Genomic DNA, 15734 nt, shown 5'->3' with positions numbered 1-15734 from the left:
AACGGAAGTGGAGACGACGATGACAGACCTGTACGACGTGGTGGTGGTTGGCGGCGGAGCCGCCGGGCTGAGCGGAGCCCTGGCGCTGGGACGCTCGCGCCGGTCCGTGCTGGTGGTGGACGGCGGCGCACCCCGCAACGCCCCCTCCCCGCAGGTGCACAACCTGCTGACCAACGACGGGGTGCCCCCGGCCGAGCTGTACGCGAGGGGCCGCGCCGAACTGGCCCGGTACGGCGTCGAGGTGATCGACGCCACGGTGGCCACCGCCCACCGGTCGGACGCCCCGGACGGCCTCCGGTTCGACGTGACGCTGACCGACGGACGGCGGGTGCTCGCACGCCGGCTGCTGGTGACCACCGGGCTGGTTGACGAACTGCCCGAGGTCGCCGGGCTCGCCGGGCGGTGGGGCCGGGACGTGCTGCACTGCCCGTACTGCCACGGGTGGGAGGTCCGCGACCAGGCCGTCGGCGTGCTCGCCAGCGGTCCCACCGCCGTCCACCAGGCTCTGCTGTTCCGCCAGCTCACCGACGACGTGGTGCTGTTCACGCACACCGGGCCGGCGCTGACGCCCGAGCAGGCGGAGCAGCTCGCCGCACGGGGCGTACGGGTCGTCGAGGGCGAGGTGACGGCGGTCGTGGTGACCGACGACCGGCTCACCGGCGTGCAGCTCGCCTGCGGCGCGGTGGTGTCCCGGCAGGCGCTGGTGGTGGCGCCCCGGGTGCGGGCCCGCGCCGACCTGCTCGCCGGGCTCGGCCTGCCGGCCGAGGAGTTCGTGGTGGCCGGCGCGGTCATCGGCGACCACGTGCCGGCCGATCCACAGGGCGCGACGACCGTGCCGGGGGTACGGGTGGCGGGCAACGTGACCAACCCGATGGCCACCGTGCCCGTCGCCATTGCAGCGGGTATGCAGGCCGGCGCGGCGCTCAACGCCGAACTGGTCAGCGAGGAGACCGACCGGGCGGTCGCCGCCCGCCGCGCGGCCACGGCCGCCCGGTCTACCGCCGAGGGGACGGACGGCGGAGGGAGCGCCGAGGCGGCCGACGACCCGGCTACCCCGGCGGACGGACCGGTCGACGCGGAGACCGCCCGGCACTGGGACGCGCTCTACGCCGAGCGGGAACGGCGGTGGAGCGGCCGGCCCAACGCCCGGCTGGTCGAGGTCGCCGAGGCGCTGCCGGCCGGCACCGCGCTGGACCTGGGGTGCGGGGAGGGCGCCGACGCGATCTGGCTGGCCCGGCAGGGCTGGCGGGTGACCGCGGTCGACGTCTCCCGTACCGCGCTGGACCGGGCGGCGGCCGAGGCCGCGGCGGCCGGGGTGGTCGACCGGATCGACTTCCGGCGGCACGACCTGGCCCGGACGTTCCCGACGGGCAGCTACGACCTGGTCTCCGCCCAGTTCCTCCAGTCGATGATCGAGTTCCCCCGGGCCGAGGTGCTGCGGGCCGCGGCGCGGGCGGTGGCGCCGGGCGGCCGACTCCTGATCGTCGAGCACGGCGCCCCGCCGCCGTGGTCCCGGACGATCCCGCCGCACGTGCGGTTCGCCACCCCGCAGGAAACCCTGGCCACGCTCGACCTGGACCCGGACGGCTGGCACACCGAACGGCTGGACGCGCCGGTGCGGGAGGTGACCGGGCCGGACGGGCAACCGGCCAGCCTGGTCGACCACCTGGTGCTGGTCCGCCGCCGCTGAGCCGCTGCCCCGGGCGGCGGGTCAGGACTCCATGACCCGCCGCATCGCCGCCCGGCAGCGGCGGCCGGTGCGCAGGTACTCGTCGAGGAACTCGCCGGGGTCGTCGTGGCCGAGCAGCCGCACCACCCCGGCCAGCTCCACCCCGTGCCGGGGCAGCTGGTCGCCGGCCCGGCCCCGGACCAGCATCAGCGCGTTGCGGACCTGCGCGGCCAGGGTCCAGCCGGCGGCCAGCTCCACGGCGTCGGTCGGGTCGAGCAGACCGGCGTCGCGGGCCGCCGCGAGCGCGTCGAGGGTACGCGTGTCACGCAGCCGCGGATGCGCCCCGGCGTACCGGAGTTGCAGCAGCTGCACCGCCCACTCGACGTCGGCCAGGCCACCCCGGCCGAGCTTGGTGTGGGTGGCCGGGTCGGCGCCCCGGGGCAGCCGCTCGGTCTCCACCCGGGCCTTGATCCGGCGAATCTCGACCACCTGCTCGCGGGTCAGGCCGCCGGCCGGGTAGCGGATCGGGTCGACCATCGCCTCGAACTCCGCACCCAGGTCGGCGTCACCGCAGACGAACCGGGACCGCAGCAACGCCTGCGCCTCCCACACCTTCGACCAACGGGCGTAGTACTGGGCGTACGCGGCCAGGCTGCGCACCAGCGGCCCCTGCCGGCCCTCGGGCCGCAGGTCGGCGTCGACGCCGAGCGGCGGGTCGGGAGCGGGCATGCCGAGCAACCGGCGCAGCTCCTCGGCGATGCCGTGCGCGGCGGCGCTCGCCGCGCTCTCGTCCGCCCCGGCGGGCGGGTCGTAGACGAAGAGCACGTCGGCGTCGGACAGGTAGTTGGACTCGTACCCGCCGAGACGGCCCATGCCGATCACCGCGAAACGCAGGCCGGGCAGTGCGGGATGGGCGGCCCGGGCGGCCCGCAGCGCGGCGGCCAGGGTGGCGTCGGTGACATCGGCCAGCGCGGCGCCCACGGCGGTCACGTCGGACAGCCGTGTCACCGGCGAACCGCGCTCGGGGCGGGGGGCGAGCCCGCCGGCCCGGCTGAGCACGTCGGCGCAGGCGATCCGGACCAGTTCCCGGCGGCGCAGGGCACGGATCGCGCGAGTGGCCTCGACCGGGTCGTCGTGCCGGGCGGCGGCGGCCGCGAACCCCTCGCAGAGCACCTCCCGGGGGCGCGGCACCAGCTCGTTCTCCTCGGCCAGCAGCCGCAGCGCCTCCGGTTCCCGAGCCAGCAGGTCGGCGGCGTACCGGGAGGAGGAGAGCACCCGGGCCAGCCGGCGGGCCACCGGGCCGGAGTCCCGCAACACCCGCAGGTACCAGGGGGTGGAACCGAGCTTGTCGGAGACCTGCCGGTAGTTGAGCAGGCCCCGGTCCGGTTCGGGGGCGTCGGCGAACTCGCTGAGCAGCACCGGCAGCAGGGTGCGTTGGATGGCGGCGGTACGGCTGACCCCGCCGGTGAGGGCCTGGAGGTGACGCAGCGCCCCGACCGGATCGGCGAACCCGAGGATCTCCAGCCGGTGCCGGGCCGCCTCCGGGGTCAGCCGCAGCCCGTCGGCCGGCACCCGGGCCACCGACTCCAGCAGCGGCCGGTAGAGCAGCTTGGCGTGCAGCCGGCGTACCTCGGTGGCGTGCGCGACCCAGTCGGCGCGGAAGCTCTCCACGGCGCTGCGGCCCGGCGTGGCGGTGTACCCGAGCGCGGCGGCGAGCCAGCGCAGCGCCGCCGGCTCGGTCGGCACGGTGTGGGTCCGGCGCAGTCCCTGGAGCTGGAGGCGGTGCTCGACGCCGCGCAGGAACCGGTACCCGCGCAGCAGCGCCTCCCCGTCGGCCCGCCCGACGTAACCGCCCGCCACCAGGGCGCGCAGCGCCGGCACGGTGCCGGCGACCCGCAGCGACTCGTCACCCCGGCCGTGCACCAGTTGCAGCAGCTGGACGGCGAACTCGATGTCGCGCAGCCCGCCGGGGCCGCGTTTGATCTCGCGTTCCAGCTCCTTCGGCGGGATGTTGTCGATGATCTTGCGCCGCATGGCGCGGACGTCCTCGACCGCCTCGGGCCGCTCGGCGGCCCGCCAGACCAGCGGAGCCAACGCGTCGATCCACTCCCGGGCCAGGTCGAGGTCACCGGCGGCCGGCCGGGCCTTCAGCAACGCCTGGAACTCCCAGGTGCGGGCCCAACGCTGGTAGTAGGCGAGGTGACTGGCGAGGGTGCGCACCAGCGGGCCGCGGTTGCCCTCCGGGCGCAGCGCGGCGTCCACCGGCCAGGCGACCAGCCCGCACACGCCGATCAGTCGGGCGGCGACCCGGGTGGCCACGGCCAGGTCGGCGTCGTCGGCGGCCACAAAGATCACGTCGACGTCGGAGACGTAGTTCAGCTCGTCGCCGCCGCACTTGCCCATCGCCACCACCGCCAGCGACGGTCGGGGCGTGCCCTCGGGCAGTTCGGCGACCGCGATGCCGTACGCGGCGGCGAGGGTGGCGTCGGCCAGCGCGGAGAGCGCCGCCATGGTCTGCTCCAGGCCCCGCCCACCGGTCAGGTCGGCCGCCGCGATCCGCAGCAGCGCCAGCCGGTACGCCTGCCGCAGCACCGCCACCGGCTGGGTGGACGCGGTGAGCCGCCCGGCGAGGTCGAGGTCGAGCCGCCCCTGCGCGACCGGGGCCAGCCCGTCCGGGGCGGTGGCCAGCACCGTCCACTGCCGTGGGTTGGCCACCAGGTGGTCGCCGAGCGCCGACGAGGCGCCGAGCACGGCGAGCAGACGGCGGCGCAGACCCGGGTCGGCGTACAGCGCGTCCAGCAGCGCCGGCTCGTCGTGCTCCGGTGCCACGCCGGCCCGTCGTTCCGCCTCGACCATCCGGTGCAGCTGACGCAACGCCAGATCGGGGTCGGCGGCCCGGGACAACGCGGCAAGCAGCTCGGCGGCCGGCTCGTCGACCGGTTCCTGCTCGTCGGTGCGCCACAGCCCGAGCCCGTCGGGGCCGAGCAGGTCCGCCGCCCGCGCCCCGCCGTCGCCCTCGGCGAACCCGTACCGGGCCAGCCGCCCCCTGGTCGGTCGGGCCATGTCAGTGCCCGAGCAGGGGCAGCTGGGGGCGGACGGTGACGTCGTCCAGCTCACCCAGCGCCAGGGCGGCGAACCGGATCGCGAACGGCTGCCAGACCTCCTCGACGTCGGCCATCACCCGGTCGCAGGCCGCCACCACCAGCTCCGGGTCGTAGCCCAGCTCCGCCAGGAGCGTCGAGTCGCGGGCCCAGTCGGCGATCATCGCGGTGTCGCACTCGATGTGGAACTGCAGACCCCAGGCCCGGTCGCCGAGGCGGAACGCCTGGTGCGGGTAGCGGGTGGAGGCGGCCAGCAGGGTCGCCCCCCGGGGCAGCTCGGTGATCTCGTCGACGTGCCACTGCAGCACGTCGGGAATCAGCGGCACGTACCGGAAGAGCGGGTCGTTGTCGGCGGCGTCCCGCTTGCCGACGACACCGGGGCCGATCTCCGGGCCGGCGGAGCTGCGCTCGACCTGGCCGGCGTGCGCGGTGGCCAGCAGTTGCCCACCGAGGCAGACGCCGAGGGTGGGCACCCGGTGCCGGACGGCCTTGCGCAGCAGCCCTTCCACCGCGGGGAACCAGGGTGCGCCCGGGGTGCCGTCCGGCAGCGGGTGCGCCTGTGGTTCGCCACCGAGCACCACCAGGGCGGCGTACCCGGTCAGGTCGGCGGGGAGTTCGTCGCCGGCGTACGGGCGCAGCACCCGCAGCTCCAACCCGCCCTCGGTCAGCCACTCCCCCAGCCGGCGGAGGTCGTCGGCCGGGTCGTTCTCGATCACCAACGCGGTCGCCACGATGTCGAGGCTATCCGGTGGCCCCGCACGGGTGCGCCGCGCAGTACGCCGACCGGTGCGCGCCGTACCCGGTTAGGCTCTGCCGCTGTGCCCGTCGACTGCGTACGCCCACCGGTGCTGCGTCCCGGTGACACGGTGATGCTCGTCTCGCCCTCCGGGCCGACCCGCCCCGAGCGGGTGGCCCGGGGGGTCGAGTTGCTGACCGGCTGGGGGCTGCGTCCGGTGCCCGCCCCGAACGCGTACGCCCGGCGCGGCTACCTGGCCGGCGACGACGGCCTGCGTGCCGCCGACCTGAACACCGCGTTCGCCGATCCACGGGTACGCGGGGTGATCTGCACCCGGGGCGGCTACGGCGCGCAGCGGGTGGTCGACCTGATCGACATGGCCGCGGTACGCCGGGACCCGAAGGTCGTGGCTGGTTTCTCCGACATCACCGCCCTGCAGTTCGCGCTCTGGCGGGGCGCCCGGCTGGCCGGCGTGCACGGGCCGGGAGCGGCCTGGCGGGACGACCGCACCCCGCTGCGTTCGGCGGAGTCCCTGCACGCCGCGCTGATGACCACGAGTCCGGTGACGGTCGGCGCGGTCGCCGGGGAGGAGACCTACCGGGTACGGGTGCCCGGGCGGGCGGAGGGGACGCTGCTCGGCGGCAACCTCTGCCTGATCACCGCCTCGATCGGCACCCGTGACATGCCCGACCTGCGCGGCGCGGTGCTGCTGCTGGAGGAGGTGCAGGAGCCGCCGTACAAAATCGACCGGATGCTCACCCAGCTGCGCCGGGCCGGCGCGCTGGACGGGATCGCCGGGGTGGCGGTCGGCCAGTTCACCGACTGCGCCGACGGCTGGGACACCACGGTCGTCGACGTGTTGACCGAGCGCCTGGGCGACCTGGGTGTCCCGGTCCTCGGCGGCCTGCCGATCGGTCACGGCCTGGGCCAGCTCACCGTCCCCGTCGGCACCCCGGCCGTCCTGGACGCCGATGCCGGCACCCTCACCGTCTCCCCCGCCGTCCACTGACGCCCCTGGGTGGATTCTCAGCTGGGTGACAGGGTGGGCACGGGCACAGCTCAGCAAGCGGAGTCACTGTCGGTCACGGCATCGCACACCGATCACATGGAGGAACCGGATGGCCCGCACGATCTCGAAGAAACACCTGCTGGCCGGGCTGGCCGCCGCTGGCGTGCTCGGCGTGGGCATCGCCGTGCCGACCGTGGCGTTCGCGGAGAACCCGACGCCGTCGCCGAGCGCCAGCAGCGGCGAGAAGGACAGCGGCCGGCAGGAGCGCCGGGCGCAGCGGCAGGCCGAGTTTGCCGAGGCGCTGGCCAAGGAACTGGGCGTGCCGACCGAGAAGGTGACCGCCGCGTTGGAGAAGCTCCGCGAGCAGCACAAGGCGGACCGGCCGCAACGCCCCTCCGCCGAGGAGCGGCAGGCCAGGCTCAAGGAGCGGCTCGCCCAGGCTGTCAAGGACGGCAAGCTGACCCAGGAGCAGGCCGACGCGATCACCAAGGCCGTCGAGGCAGGCGTCTTCCCCGGCGGCGGCGGTCACGGTCCGGGCGGCCGGGGCCTCGCCGGCAAGTAATCTCCCTCCCCTCCCTCGCGTCCGGTCCCGCCCCTGCGGCGGGACCGGACGCCCCCTCGGCTGACCGGACTCGGGGCCGGCAAGGTGGCCGGTCACTGCCGGTCAGGCGGTTACCGGCGGGGTGAAGACGCCGAGATGGTTGCCGGCCGGGTCGAGCAGGTGCGCGAAGCGGAGCCCGCTCGGCGCCGTGCGCACCGGCATCAGCACCTTCCCACCGGCCGCCTCGGCCCGGCGGCAGGTTTCCGCCACGTCGGCCACCTCCGCGTAGAACACCGCGTAGTTCGGCGAGCCGTCCTCGGTGGCCCGGATCGCCCCGCCGATCCCCTGCTTGCCACCGGCCCCGGTCACCCGGTACGACCGGCCCGGCGCGCCCTGCTCCTCGAACGTCCAGCCGAACAACTCACCGTAGAAGCGCTCCGCCTCGTCCGCGCGGTCGGTGCCGATCTCGAACCAGGTGACGGGCGTGGTGGACATGTGCGACCTCCTGTCTGGGCACCGGCCGGGCGGCCGGCGTCGTCAGACAGCCTCGGGGTGGTCGGCGACACCGTCCTGTCGGTGTTTACCGGCGGATGTCAGAGCAGGTTCAGCGACCGGACCCGCTCGGTGGGGATGTCCAGGTCCGCCGGGCGCCACCGGCGGGTGACCGGCTCCGGAAGCGGCGTCACGGCCAGGATCCGGTCGGTACGGAAGCAGCGCAGCGCGTCGCGCAGCCGGCACCAGGCGAGCAGGTACCAGTGCGTGGGGTTGCCGAGATAGCCCAGTGGCTCGACCTCGCGCACCGAGTCGGTGCCGGCACGATCGGCGTACCGCAGGCGCAGCACGCGGCGCGCGGTGACCGCGTCGGCGACGGCGGCCGGGACGGGCGTGGCCGGCCCGCCGCCGACCAGATGGACCCGGCCGGCGAGCCGGTGCGCCTCGGCCGCGTCGGCGGGCGGCAACACCGCGAGCAGCTTGCGCAGCGCGCTGGCGCCGGCCGCGGCGAACGGGGTGCCGCCGAGGCGGTGCAGCGCGAGGGCCATCGCCACCGTCTCACCGGCAGTGAGGTTGACCGGCGGCAGGGTACGGGCACGGTCGACGACGTAGCCGCCGGTGCGGCCGGGCTCGGCCCAGATCGGCACACCGCCGGCCTGCAGGGCGGCGATGTCCCGCTCGATGGTGCGGGTGCTCACCTCGAAACGCGCGGCCAGCCAGCGGGCGCTGCGCGGCCGGGGCGACACCGCCCGCAGCTCCTCCACCAGGGCGTAGAGACGGTCGGTCCGGTTCACCCCGGGCAGGCTAGACCCGGGGTACGACAGCCGGCGTCAGGCGATGCAGGCGCAGACGATCAGCGCGGCACCGAAGTGCGTGGCGGCACTGACCCAGGCCGCCGGGTGCGGCTCGTCCGAGCAGATGATCTCGCCGAGCCGCCCGGGGGTGAGCAGGTCGAGCACGAAGAACGCCAACGCCATGATCAGTAGGCCGACCAGCCCGAAGATCACCGTGGAGGCGAGCCCCTTGGCGAAGTCGCTGTAACTGGTGAGGATCGCCGTGAAGACGATCCCGGCGATGCCGAGCTGGTTGGCGGCCAGCAGCAGCGCCGCGTTGCCGTTGCGCCGCACCCAGATCAGCTCGCGCAGCTTCCCCGGGGTCAGCACGTCCACCAGCAGGAACCCGGCGGCCATCAGGATCACCCCGACGACCCCGTAGACCACGCTCTGCCACGCTCCGCTGAGCAGATCCTCCAGCACCTGACCGCCTCCGCCCGTCCACCGGCCGGCGGGGTGCCGGCACGGTGAACGAGACGATAGTCCTCCGACGCAAGGATGATCTAGAGCGAGAGGTAGCGTTGCCGCTCGTACGGGGTGACCTCGCGGCGGTACTGCTCCCACTCGGCGCGCTTGTTGCGCAGGAAGAAGTCGAAGACGTGCTCGCCGAGCACCTCGGCGACCAGTTCGGACTCGGCCATCACGTCGATCGCCTCGGCCAGGTTCTCCGGCAGGGCCTCGTACCCCATGGCCCGGCGCTCGGCGCTGGACAGCGACCAGACGTCGTCCTCGGCGCCCGGCGGCAGCTCGTAGCCCTCCTCGATGCCCTTGAGGCCGGCGCCGAGCATCACCGCGAAGGCCAGGTAGGGGTTGGTCGCCGAGTCCAGCGAGCGGACCTCCACCCGGGCCGAGTTCGGCTTGCCGTACGCGGGCACCCGCACCAGCGCCGAGCGGTTCAGGTGCCCCCAGCAGACGTACGCCGGGCTCTCGGTGATCCGGTCCGGCAGCGCCTGCGGGAAGAGCCGCTTGTACGAGTTGACCCACTGGTTGGTCACGGCGGTGTACTCGCGGGCGTGGGCGAGCAGCCCCGCGATGAACGACTTGGCCACCTTGGAGAGCTTCATCGGGTCGCCGGCGTCGTGGAACGCGTTGCGCTCCCCCTCGAACAGCGACAGGTGGGTGTGCATGCCGCTGCCCGGCTGGTCGGTGAACGGCTTCGGCATGAAGGTGGCCTGCACCCCGGTGGAGAGCGCCACCTCCTTGACCACGTGCCGGAAGGTCATCACGTTGTCGGCGGTGGTCAGCGCGTCGGCGTAGCGCAGGTCGATCTCCTGCTGGCCGGGGGCGACCTCGTGGTGGCTGAACTCGACCGAGATGCCGATCCGCTCCAGGGCCAGCACCGCCTGGCGGCGGAAGTCCCGCGCCACGGCGTGCGTGGTGTGCTCGAAGTACCCACCGGTGTCGACCGGCACCGGCACCGAGCCGTCCATCGGGCCGTTCTCCAGCAGGAAGAACTCGATCTCGGGGTGGGTGTAGAAGGTGAAGCCCTTCTCGGCGGCCTTGGAGAGCATCCGGCGCAGCACGTGCCGCGGGTCGGCCCAGGACGGGCTGCCGTCGGGCAGCAGGATGTCGCAGAACATCCGGGCGCTCTCGCCGCTGACGCCGCCCTCGAAGGGGAAGACCTGGAAGGTGGTCGGGTCGGGCATGGCGACCATGTCGGACTCGAAGACCCGGGCGAAGCCCTCGATGGCCGAGCCGTCGAAACCGATGCCCTCCTCGAAGGCCGCCTCCAGCTCGGCGGGCGCCACCGACACGCTCTTGAGCGTGCCGAGCACGTCGGTGAACCACAGCCGGACGAACCGGATGTCCCGCTCTTCCAGCGTACGGAGGACGAACTCCTGCTGACGGTCCACTTCCCCAACCTCTCACGACTACGTCCGGGGCCGGCCCGGCCTGATCGCCCAGTCTGCACCGGTCTGGTTAAGCAGACGTTACGCGACCTGCCGGCGCGCGTCCTGCGGTGTCCCGGCCGGCGGATCACGCCCGGCGGACCCGCCCCCCGTCGGGTGGCCGCCGTCTCGTCCGACGCTGCGGATTGGCGCGGGCCGGCTGGGGCAAGATGAACACATGCCCACCCTGCGTCTCGCCCTGTCCCAGGTCAACCCGACCGTCGGGGACCTCGCCGGAAACGCCGCGCTGGTCCGCGCCGGGACCCGTAAGGCCGCCGACGCCGGCGCCCAGCTCGTCGCCTTCCCGGAGATGATGCTCACCGGCTACCCGGTCGAGGATCTGGTCTTCCGCCGCTCGTTCGTGGCGGCGTCGAAGGCCGCACTGGACCAGCTCGCCGCCGACCTGGCCGCCGACGGTCTGGGCGACCTGCCGGTGGTGGTCGGCTATCTCGACGCCGACGGCCCGCCGCAGGTCTCCGGGGACGCCCAGCCCGGCCGGGGTGCCCGCAACGCCGCCGCGCTGCTGCACGGCGGCACGGTGGTGGCCCGCTACTTCAAGCACCACCTGCCCAACTACGGCGTCTTCGACGAGGACCGCTACTTCGTCCCCGGCGACACGTTGACCGTGGTGCGCGTCGGCGGCGTGGACGTCGCGTTGACCATCTGCGAGGACCTCTGGCAGGCCGGCGGCCCGTTCGCGGTGGCCCGGCAGGCCGGCGTCGGGCTGGTGGTCAACATCAACGGTTCGCCGTACGAGCTGAACAAGGACGACATCCGGCTGCCGCTGGTCCGCCGCCGGGCCGCGGAGGCCGACGCCACCATCGCGTACGTGAACATGATCGGCGGGCAGGACGAGCTGGTCTTCGAGGGCGACTCGATGATCGTGGCCGCCGACGGCCGGCTGCTGGCCCGCGCCCCGCAGTTCGTCGAGCACCTGTTGGTGCATGACGTCGAGGTGCCCGAGGCGGGCCCGCCCGGCCCGGAGGCCGAGGAGTTGGCCGACGGGATGCGGGTGCTGCGGCGTACCGTCGCGGCGATCCCGCCGGCCCCGGCGGGCCCGGCGGCCGACGGCGGGACGATGGCCCCGGTCGCCGACGAGGCCGAGGTCTGGCAGGCACTGGTGCTCGGCCTGCGCGACTACGTCAACAAGAACCGCTTCCCCTCGGTGGTGCTCGGCCTCTCCGGCGGCATCGACTCGGCGGTGGTGGCGGCGCTCGCCGTCGACGCGCTCGGGCCGGACCGGGTGGTCGGGGTCTCCCTGCCCAGCCAGTACTCCTCGGAGCACTCCCGCGCCGACGCGGAGGAGCTGGCCAAGCGGACCGGGCTGGACTACCGGATCGAGCCGATCCAGCCGATGGTGGACGCCTTCCTGGCCAACCTGTCGCTGTCCGGGGTGGCGGTGGAGAACCTCCAGGCCCGGGTGCGCGGCGTGATCCTGATGGCACTGTCGAACCAGGAGGGGCACCTGGTCCTCACCACCGGCAACAAGAGTGAGCTGGCGGTCGGCTACTCCACTCTCTACGGCGACTCGGTCGGCGGCTTCAATCCGGTCAAGGACGTCTGGAAGACGCTGATCTGGCGGCTGGCGAAGTGGCGCAACGCCGACGCCGCCGCCCGGGGCGAGACCCCGCCGATCCCGGAGAACTCCATCGGCAAGCCGCCGTCGGCCGAGCTGAGCCCCGGCCAGCTCGACAGCGACAACCTTCCCGAGTACGACGTGCTCGACCCGATCCTGATCGGCTACGTCGACGGCGACCTGGGCCGCGACGGGCTGGTCTCCTCCGGGCACGACCCGGCGGTGGTGGACAAGGTGCTCCGGCTGGTGGACATCGCCGAGTACAAGCGCCGCCAGTCCGCCCCGGGCACGAAGATCTCCATGAAGGCGTTCGGGCGAGACCGCCGGCTGCCGATCACCAACCGTTGGCGGGAGAACGGCTGACCTGACCTCACCGCCGTCCGGTGGTCGTGAGCCGACCACCGGACGGGCGGGCACCGACGCGGAGTGACATCCTGCACTGCACCCTGCCCGGACGGGGTCGCCCGGTGCGACGATCGCGGCAGGTACCCGGGGACCGCGTCAGCGGCCTCGAGGAAAGGAGACAGTCATGGTGGAGTCCACCCCGACCGAGGTGACCGCCCTCTACGGCGGTCCGGCGACCCGGCGGGTGCGCACCCGCGACCTGATCGCCGCGAAGGAACGCGGCGAGCGCTGGGCGATGCTCACCTCGTACGACCAGTACACCGCCGGCATCTTCGACGCCGCCGGCATCCCGGTGCTGCTGGTCGGCGACTCGGCGGCGAACAACGTGTTCGGCTACGAGACGACCCTGCCGGTGACCGCCGAGGAGCTGCTGCCGCTGGTGCGGGCCGTGGTGCGGGCGACCCGGCAGACGCTGGTCGTCGGCGATCTGCCGTTCGGCTCGTACGAGGAGGGGCCGGCGCAGGCGTTGCGTACGGCGGTGCGGTTCATGAAGGAGGGCGGCTGCCACGCCGTCAAGCTGGAGGGTGGGCGGCGGTGCGCCGCGCAGATCTCCGCGATGGTCGGTGCCGGTATCCCGGTGATGGCGCACATCGGCTTCACCCCGCAGAGCGAGCACACCCTGGGCGGCTACCGGGTGCAGGGGCGCGGCGACACGGCCGACGAGGTGCTCGCCGACGCCCGGGCGGTGGCCGAGGCGGGCGCGTTCGCGGTGGTGCTGGAGATGGTGCCGGGCGAGGTGGCCAAGCGGATCACCGCCGAGCTGGACATCCCGACCGTCGGCATCGGCGCCGGCCCGGACACCGACGCGCAGGTGCTGGTCTGGCAGGACATGGCGGGGCTGCGCACCGGCCGGGCGCCACGGTTCGTCAAGCGGTACGCCGACCTGGCCGGCGCGTTGACGGACGCGACCCGCCGCTTCGCCGAGGAGGTACGCGGCGGCCAGTTCCCGGCCGCCGAGCACACCTTCTGACCTGGACGAGCAGGTGAAACCGGGCGGGCACCCACCAACCGGAGTAAACCGCTAGGGTGTCCGTCCGTGTATCGCTCTCGATTTTCCGTTGTAGTCCTGTCCGGTGTCTCCGTGCTGGCGCTGGCGGCGTGTGGCGGGGAGCAGCCGTCGAAGACGGCCCCGCCCACGCTGCCCGCCACCACGTCCGTCGCGGACGCCCCTGCCGCCGCCGCCACCGCGTCCGCCGTCGCCGCCGACCCGGCGAGCGAGAAGAAGCTCTGCGAGGCGGCGAAGAAGATCGGCGACGAGTCGAAGGCGGCTCTCGTGCAGGCCGTCACGTCGGGTGGGGACGCGACGGCGGTGATGAAGAAGGCCTACACCGACATGGCCAAGGGGATGGCCGACACGGCCGCGACCGCCGGCCCGGGCAGCGCGGTGGCCCCCGTGCTGATCGCGTTCGGCACGGAGGTCGGCAAGGCGGCCGAGGACGTGGCCGCTGCCGACAGCCCCGCCCTGGAGAAGGCCGGCAAGGACGTCAACGCCGCCTGCAAGAAGGCCGGCGTCGCCATCAACTTCTGATCCCGACCCGCCGGTCGCGGTGTGCCCTCCTACCGGTACGCCGTGACCGGCGGTTTTCCTTTTCGTCCTCGCGGGTTTCAGGGCGGGTCGTCGCCGGTGGGCAACGACTGTCCGGCGTGGCGAGGGCTGACGGTCAGGTCCCGCCCTGGCTGGGCGACGGCGGGGAAGCCTGCGGTGAGGGCGGCCATCGTCCGCCGGATCCGGCTCTGCGCCGCCGGCTGGGTCTCGCCCGTGAGCGCGACGTGGTGCAGTACGCCGACCACCGCCAGAGCCAACGCCTCCACGTCGGTGTCCACCGGCACCCTGCCGAGTTGCCGCTCGGCGGTCAGGTAGTCGGCGGTTGCCCGTTCGACCGCTCGTAGCCCGGCGGCGCCGTCGCCCAGTACCGCTTCGACTTCTGTCGCCAGTTCGGGCCGGCAGGCCATCAGCCGGGTCACCGCGAGCAGCATGCCCAGCGGCGGCGCCAGGGCCGCGTCGCTCAGATTGCCGGCGACCGTGCCGGAGCCGGCGCGTTCCGGCAGGTTGGTTGCCAGGCTGGAGATCTGGAAGGCCCGGTCGACCGCGTAGCCGACCAGGAAGCCGTCAAAGTTCGAGAAGTGCGCGTACAGCAGGCCGGTGGCGACGCCGGCCTCGCGGGTCACGGCCCGGCTGGTGAGCCGGCCCGGCCCTTCTTCCGCGATCAGGCGTTCGAGGGCGGCGAACAGTTGCTGCCTGGGTTCTGCGATGGCGACTCCGCGCGGCATGTCCGAAGTCTAGGCGCTGGTCGCGGCCGACGTTGCACAGGTATGAACATGCGCTCATACTGTTTGAACAATTGTTCATTCTTGGTGGCGGGAGCGGTGGATGAAGCGGGCAGTAATCATCGGCGCGGGGATAGCCGGGCTGGCAACCGCCCTGCGACTCGGCCGGGACGGATGGCACACCACCGTGGTGGAGCGCGCCCCCGCCCGGCGCAGCAGCGGCTACCTGGTGAACCTGCTCGGGCCGGGCTACGACGCCGCCGAGCGTCTCGGCCTGACCGCCGCGCTGGCCACCCACGACGTGGGCCTGTTCACCACCGTGCTGCTCCACGCCGACGGACGTGCCAAGCTCACCGTGCCCTCCGCCATCGCCGAGGCCGCCCTCGGTGAGCGCGCCGTGTCGCTGTTCCGCGGAGACCTGGAAGCCACGCTGTACGCGGCGGCCCACGACCGCACCCAGATCCGCTTCGGCACCACCGTCACCGCCATCGACCAGGACACCGACGGCGTACGGGTGATGCTCAGCGACGGCACCACCCAGGAGGCCGACCTGCTGGTCGGCGCCGACGGCGTGCACTCCGCCACCCGTACCACCAGCTTCGGCGCCGACCACCAGGTCGACCTGCCGTACATCGTGGGCGCCGTTCCCCTGAGCCACCCGGTGGCGGACGTGCCGGAGCAGCCGTCCGCCACCACGTTCATCGGCCCGGGACGCACCGCCGCGGTGGTCAACCTGGGCCCGCAGCGGTCATCGGCGTTCTTCACCTACCGGTGCGCCGACCCGGCCAGCGAACTCAAGCGCGGACCGGTGGACGCGCTCGGCACGGCGTTCGGGGACCTCGGCGGCGGCGTGCCCGACGTGCTCCACCACCTCGCGCAGAACCCCGCCGCCGCCTACTTCGACGCGGTCAGCCAGGTGATCATGTCTCGGTGGAGCACCGGCCGGACCGTGCTGCTCGGTGACGCGGCCTGGTGCGTCACGCTCTTCGCCGGACACGGCGCTGCCCTCGCACTCGCCGGAGCCGACCAACTCGGCGCCGCCCTGCAACGGCACGGCGACGACGTCTGTTCGGCACTGCTCGACTGGGAGGCCGGACTCCGCCCGGAGGTCACCAGACGGCAGGCCCACGCCCGCCGGGGCATGCTCCAGTACGCGCCACCCAGCCGGTTCCACGTCTGGCTCGGCGACCTGGCCATCCGGGCCCTCACCCTCCC

At 73.8% G+C, this 15734-nt stretch carries 14 protein-coding genes; 7 read left to right on the top strand and 7 right to left on the bottom strand.

What is annotated here, in order from left to right; genetic code table 11:
- Nucleotides 1-19 precede the first annotated feature (19 nt).
- Nucleotides 20-1690, top strand: a complete 1671-nt coding sequence (locus E1166_RS13435) for a methyltransferase domain-containing protein (protein WP_132338888.1) — start codon at nt 20-22, stop codon at nt 1688-1690.
- Nucleotides 1691-1711: 21 nt separating this feature from the next.
- On the opposite strand, the gene E1166_RS13430 is transcribed toward E1166_RS13435, so the two are convergent.
- Both E1166_RS13430 and E1166_RS13425 read right to left on the bottom strand, forming a co-directional pair.
- Nucleotides 1712-4732 (bottom strand): bifunctional [glutamine synthetase] adenylyltransferase/[glutamine synthetase]-adenylyl-L-tyrosine phosphorylase, encoded by a 3021-nt coding sequence (locus E1166_RS13430; RefSeq protein WP_132338886.1) that lies wholly within the window; start codon nt 4730-4732, stop codon nt 1712-1714.
- Nucleotide 4733: 1 nt separating this feature from the next.
- Nucleotides 4734-5501, bottom strand: coding sequence for a type 1 glutamine amidotransferase (locus E1166_RS13425; protein WP_132265913.1), 768 nt, complete (start codon nt 5499-5501; stop codon nt 4734-4736).
- Between the two features lie 138 nt (nt 5502-5639).
- Between E1166_RS13425 and E1166_RS13420 the strand changes: the two genes are divergently transcribed.
- Nucleotides 5640-6515, top strand: coding sequence for an LD-carboxypeptidase (locus E1166_RS13420; protein ID WP_132338904.1), 876 nt, complete (start codon nt 5640-5642; stop codon nt 6513-6515).
- Nucleotides 6516-6624: 109 nt separating this feature from the next.
- The gene (locus E1166_RS13415) at nt 6625-7077 is read left to right on the top strand and encodes a hypothetical protein (protein WP_132338884.1); all 453 of its coding nucleotides are present in this window, start codon (nt 6625-6627) and stop codon (nt 7075-7077) included.
- A 102-nt stretch (nt 7078-7179) separates the two neighbouring features.
- Here the strand turns inward: E1166_RS13415 and E1166_RS13410 are convergent, their stop codons facing one another.
- The 4 genes from E1166_RS13410 to E1166_RS13395 all read right to left on the bottom strand — a co-directional run bounded on the left by E1166_RS13410 (nt 7180) and on the right by E1166_RS13395 (nt 10234).
- A complete protein-coding gene (locus E1166_RS13410; RefSeq protein ID WP_132338882.1) occupies nt 7180-7551 on the bottom strand; it encodes a VOC family protein in 372 nt (123 codons plus the stop codon).
- A 98-nt stretch (nt 7552-7649) separates the two neighbouring features.
- Entirely contained in the window at nt 7650-8342 is a 693-nt protein-coding gene (locus tag E1166_RS13405; protein WP_132338880.1) for a YafY family protein, read from the bottom strand.
- Nucleotides 8343-8378: 36 nt separating this feature from the next.
- A complete protein-coding gene (locus E1166_RS13400) occupies nt 8379-8804 on the bottom strand; it encodes a DUF350 domain-containing protein (protein ID WP_132338878.1) in 426 nt (141 codons plus the stop codon).
- Between the two features lie 80 nt (nt 8805-8884).
- The gene (locus E1166_RS13395) at nt 8885-10234 is read right to left on the bottom strand and encodes a glutamine synthetase family protein (RefSeq protein ID WP_132264975.1); all 1350 of its coding nucleotides are present in this window, start codon (nt 10232-10234) and stop codon (nt 8885-8887) included.
- 214 nt (nt 10235-10448) lie between these two features.
- On the opposite strand from E1166_RS13395, the gene E1166_RS13390 reads away from it, so the two are divergent.
- From E1166_RS13390 to E1166_RS13380, 3 genes are all read left to right on the top strand, one after another.
- Nucleotides 10449-12209, top strand: a complete 1761-nt coding sequence (locus E1166_RS13390) for an NAD+ synthase (protein WP_132338876.1) — start codon at nt 10449-10451, stop codon at nt 12207-12209.
- 166 nt (nt 12210-12375) lie between these two features.
- Nucleotides 12376-13221: a 3-methyl-2-oxobutanoate hydroxymethyltransferase gene (panB, locus tag E1166_RS13385; RefSeq protein WP_132264971.1), complete on the top strand. Its 846-nt coding sequence runs from the start codon at nt 12376-12378 to the stop codon at nt 13219-13221.
- A gap of 111 nt (nt 13222-13332) precedes the next feature.
- Nucleotides 13333-13779 carry a hypothetical protein gene (locus E1166_RS13380; RefSeq protein ID WP_132338874.1) on the top strand — a complete coding sequence of 149 codons (447 nt, stop codon included), beginning with the start codon at nt 13333-13335 and terminating at the stop codon, nt 13777-13779.
- Nucleotides 13780-13856: 77 nt separating this feature from the next.
- Here the strand turns inward: E1166_RS13380 and E1166_RS13375 are convergent, their stop codons facing one another.
- Nucleotides 13857-14522, bottom strand: a complete 666-nt coding sequence (locus E1166_RS13375) for a TetR/AcrR family transcriptional regulator (RefSeq protein ID WP_132338872.1) — start codon at nt 14520-14522, stop codon at nt 13857-13859.
- Nucleotides 14523-14622: 100 nt separating this feature from the next.
- Between E1166_RS13375 and E1166_RS13370 the strand changes: the two genes are divergently transcribed.
- A partial coding sequence (locus E1166_RS13370; RefSeq protein WP_132338870.1) for an FAD-dependent oxidoreductase occupies nt 14623-15734 on the top strand: 1112 nt, incomplete at its 3' end.

It is taken from the genome of Micromonospora sp. KC213, assembly GCF_004348325.1.
Taxonomy (GTDB): Bacteria; Actinomycetota; Actinomycetes; order Mycobacteriales; family Micromonosporaceae; genus Micromonospora.
This window is presented reverse-complemented; position numbering and strand designations above follow the sequence as displayed.

Bases quoted from the DNA above. Each gene is read 5' to 3' on its own strand.
- E1166_RS13420 (WP_132338904.1), top strand. From the start codon at position 5,640: ATGCTCGTCTCGCCCTCCGGGCCGACCCGCCCCGAGCGGGTGGCCCGG.
- E1166_RS13415 (WP_132338884.1), top strand. From the start codon at position 6,625: ATGGCCCGCACGATCTCGAAGAAACACCTGCTGGCCGGGCTGGCCGCC.
- E1166_RS13430 (WP_132338886.1), bottom strand. From the start codon at position 4,732: ATGGCCCGACCGACCAGGGGGCGGCTGGCCCGGTACGGGTTCGCCGAG.
- E1166_RS13390 (WP_132338876.1), top strand. From the start codon at position 10,449: ATGCCCACCCTGCGTCTCGCCCTGTCCCAGGTCAACCCGACCGTCGGG.
- E1166_RS13410 (WP_132338882.1), bottom strand. From the start codon at position 7,551: ATGTCCACCACGCCCGTCACCTGGTTCGAGATCGGCACCGACCGCGCG.
- E1166_RS13375 (WP_132338872.1), bottom strand. From the start codon at position 14,522: ATGCCGCGCGGAGTCGCCATCGCAGAACCCAGGCAGCAACTGTTCGCC.
- panB (WP_132264971.1), top strand. From the start codon at position 12,376: ATGGTGGAGTCCACCCCGACCGAGGTGACCGCCCTCTACGGCGGTCCG.
- E1166_RS13435 (WP_132338888.1), top strand. From the start codon at position 20: ATGACAGACCTGTACGACGTGGTGGTGGTTGGCGGCGGAGCCGCCGGG.